Genomic DNA, 3393 nt, shown 5'->3' with positions numbered 1-3393 from the left:
GTACGATCTTTTGTCGGCCGCGGTCGTCGACGAGAACGAACGGCTGGTTGGCGTTCTGACCATTGACGATGTCGTCGACGTCATCCAGCAGGAGGCCGAGGAAGATCTGATGCGCATGGGCGGCGTCGGCGACGAAGAGCTTTCCGACAGCATCTTTTCGACCTCGCGCTCACGCGTTCCGTGGCTGCTGATCAACCTTCTGACCGCGTTCCTGGCGGCGTCGGTGATCAGCCTGTTCGACCGCACGATCGAACACATCGTGGCACTGGCGGTGCTGATGCCGATCGTCGCGGGCATGGGCGGCAATGCCGGCTCGCAAACCATGACCGTCACCGTGCGGGCGTTGGCGACCAGGGATCTCGACATCTACAATGCCGGCCGCATCATTCGCCGCGAGATGGGTGTCGGCTTCATCAACGGCATCGTCTTCGCCATCCTGATCGGCATCGTCGCGGCAGCCTGGTTCCGTGATCCCAATCTGGGCGGGATCATCGCGGCGGCGATGATCATCAACATGTTCGTGGCCGCCCTGGCCGGCATCCTGATCCCGCTGCTGCTCGATCGTTTCAAGGTCGATCCGGCGGTCGCTTCGGCGGTCTTCGTCACCACGGTTACCGACGTCGTCGGTTTCTTTGCATTTCTCGGCATTGCCACGTGGTGGTTCGGCGTGCCCTGAAGGCACGCCTTTTGGCTCAATTGACTTTTACGTAAATGCCGTGCGAGGCTCGCGCGGGGCGCCATGTCGATTCCGGCATGGCATGGGTTTTGGTTCGGGACAGAAGGGTGACGCCGCCATGGCGATCGCCCCGGTGTTTCGGCGTGTGGGAGTGGCAATGCGAGAATATTATTCGATCACCGAGTTGACCCGCGAGTTCGACGTGTCGACGCGGACGCTGCGCTTTTATGAGGACGAAGGGCTGGTGCAGCCGGTGCGGCGCGGCCGCACGCGGCTGTTTCGCCCCTCCGACCGGCAGCTCATTCGCCAGATCATGCGCGGCAAAAGGCTTGGCTTCTCGATCAACGAGATTCGCGAAATCATCCAGATGTACAAGGAGCCGCCCGGCGAAGTCGGCCAGCTCAACCTGATGATCAAGCGCATCGAGGAAAAGCGCGAGGATCTCCGGCAGAAACGCCGCGACCTCGAGGAGACGCTGGCTGAACTCGACCAGGCCGAGGAGTCTTGTGTGGAGCGGCTGGTGGAGCTTGGCGTGAATACGTAGGCAGAGAGTTTGAGGGACAGCGCCCCCCTCTCTCCTGCCGGACATCTCCCCCACGAGGGGGGAGATTGGCCGCTTGAAAGCCAGCTCAAATCCAGCGGCGCACGCGTTTGGCGTAGTCGCGGTATTTCTTGCCGAATTTTGCCGCCAGCACCTTTTCCTCGCCTTCGATCGCCACCTTCTGCGTGGCATAGGCGGCGATGAACGCCAGCGGCAGGAACCACACGATGCCCGAGACAAAGGCGACGCCGATCAACAGCAGCGTGTTGGCCAGATACATCGGATTGCGGGTGACGCCGAAGGGACCCGTGGTGACCAGGTGATCGGGTACAGCGTTGGGGTTGAGCGTGGTCTTGGCCCGGATCATGGTGCGGATCGCGGTGAACCAGAGTGCGGCGACGGCAAACAGCGCCACCCAGCCGGCCGCGAACAGGATATCGCCCAGCAGGTCGCCGATCCAGGGCAGGGGATAGAGCAGGCCCAGTGCGATGCTGACGGCGATGGCGGCGATGTAGATCAGCGGCGGCCACGGTATGAGCCCCGGCTTCGGCTGGTTCTCGGTCATTCGGCCCCTCCCTCCATCAACTTGCTGTCGGTCTTGGCGGTGCACATGCCGGCGAGATCGGACAAATGCGCTTTCCACTCCGCAGTCTGATCGTTGTTGTAGAGCCTATCAAGCGTGGACTCGCCCTCGAGTGTATCGAGCATGCAGACACAGTAGCTCGTACAGAACTCGGTGTCGCGCGACTGCTCGCAGGACAGCTGGCAGGTTTTGAGGAAATTCACCTGCGGGGTTTCGACCTGCGCCGGCATGATCTGCGAGAACAGCCAGACGCAGCCGATCAGCAGCGGCTGGTGGATCAAATAGAAAGCCAGGCTGTGCCGACCGATGAAGACCAGCGGGTTGGCCAAGCGACCGGGCGCCAGATTGGCAAGCCTGGCAAGCAGGCCGGCACCTGCGGCGAGTTTCGTCACCGCGATGCCCGCAAGCACGGCGCCGAACCACGGAAACAGCGGAACGTAGTCGTTGGAGCGCGGATTGGTCGCCGACAGGCCGACCCACCACAGCCATGGGTGATCGAAGGCCTCGAAGCGCAGATAGACGGGGGCGGCGATAACGAGCGCAGCGACGACAAGCGTCAGCAGCGCCGGCAGGCGCAGGAAGGCGAGACCGAGCAGGCTGGCCAGCGCGATCTCGTGCAAGATGCCGAAGAAGATGAAGCCGTCCGGAGTGGCTATGCGGGTGACGACCGAAATCGCGATCGCGGCTCCGGCGACCATGGCGAACCGCTTCCAGAAGCCGTTCCAGCGGATTTGTCGGCCGTGGGCGAGATACAGGCTGACGCCGACCAGGAACAGGAAGGTCGAGGCGATGCAGCGCGCGTAGATCTTCCACCAGCCGAAGGCGGTCAGGCCGGGATCGGTGTAGCCGAAGAACTCCAGATCCCAGGTGAAATGGTAGCTTGCCATGGCGATCAGCGCGATGCCGCGCACGATGTCGATGGCGACGATGCGCTTTGGTCGATCCTGAACGGGTGCGGTCGGCGTTTGGATGCTCATGGTCTCGCATTCTGATTCAGCCCCGCTGGAGGACTATCACGGTTGCCCGGGACAAAAGAAGACCGGCAACCCTGCCGATAGCGCCGGATCAGCCGCGGCATTGGGCCAGTGCCGGAAAGCCTTTGGCCGGCTTCGCTTTTGCCGGATGCACGTCGGTTTCCTCTTATTGGCGCTGAGGTCGCCACGGCAGATTTGACCCGGTGAATCTGCTTCGGGGAAAGCAATGTCCACCCATGTGCGCCATCCGATCTGGCTACCGGCCCTCAAGGCCGCGGACGCGCGCACCTTCGCTTCGCTCTATGCGGTCGAATCCTTCGCCCGCGCCACGGTGTCGAGCGTCATCCCGATCCAGGCTTACGAGATCCTGCACAACGAGCAGATCGTCTCGATCCTCTACACCGTCGTGGCGATGCTCGGCCTGTCGGTGACATTGTTCATGCCGATGCTGATCCGCCGTTTCGCCCGGCGCTGGGTCTACACGGCGGGCGCCTGCCTGCTGGCCATTGGCTCGCTGTTCTTCGTCACCGACACGCTTGCCGGGCAACTGGCCGGCATGCTGTGCCGGGTGATGGGCGCCAGCGCGCTGTCGATCACGCTCAACCTCTACATCATGGAC

General features: G+C 62.8%; 4 protein-coding genes and 1 pseudogene. 3 read left to right on the top strand and 2 right to left on the bottom strand.

All coding sequences use genetic code 11. The features are described from left to right. A partial coding sequence (locus EN879_RS28870; protein ID WP_164774636.1) for a magnesium transporter occupies nucleotides 1-676 on the top strand: 676 nt, incomplete at its 5' end. A gap of 157 nt (nucleotides 677-833) precedes the next feature. Continuing rightward, entirely contained in the window at nucleotides 834-1220 is a 387-nt protein-coding gene (locus tag EN879_RS28865) for a MerR family DNA-binding transcriptional regulator (RefSeq protein WP_013531113.1), read from the top strand. An 85-nt stretch (nucleotides 1221-1305) separates the two neighbouring features. Here EN879_RS28865 and EN879_RS28860 read toward each other — a convergent pair whose 3' ends face one another. Continuing rightward, entirely contained in the window at nucleotides 1306-1782 is a 477-nt protein-coding gene (locus EN879_RS28860; RefSeq protein WP_024501351.1) for an isoprenylcysteine carboxylmethyltransferase family protein, read from the bottom strand. Further along, a complete protein-coding gene (locus tag EN879_RS28855) occupies nucleotides 1779-2777 on the bottom strand; it encodes a DUF1624 domain-containing protein (protein WP_063168230.1) in 999 nt (332 codons plus the stop codon). Before EN879_RS28855 ends, EN879_RS28860 begins: the two co-directional genes overlap by 4 nt. A 223-nt stretch (nucleotides 2778-3000) precedes the next feature. Between EN879_RS28855 and EN879_RS28850 the strand changes: the two are divergent. After that, nucleotides 3001-3393: pseudogene (locus EN879_RS28850) on the top strand (MFS transporter); the annotation flags it as partial.

It is taken from the genome of Mesorhizobium sp. M7A.F.Ca.AU.002.02.1.1 (assembly GCF_003998535.1).
Lineage (GTDB): Bacteria > Pseudomonadota > Alphaproteobacteria > Rhizobiales > Rhizobiaceae > Mesorhizobium > Mesorhizobium ciceri.
This window is presented reverse-complemented; position numbering and strand designations above follow the sequence as displayed.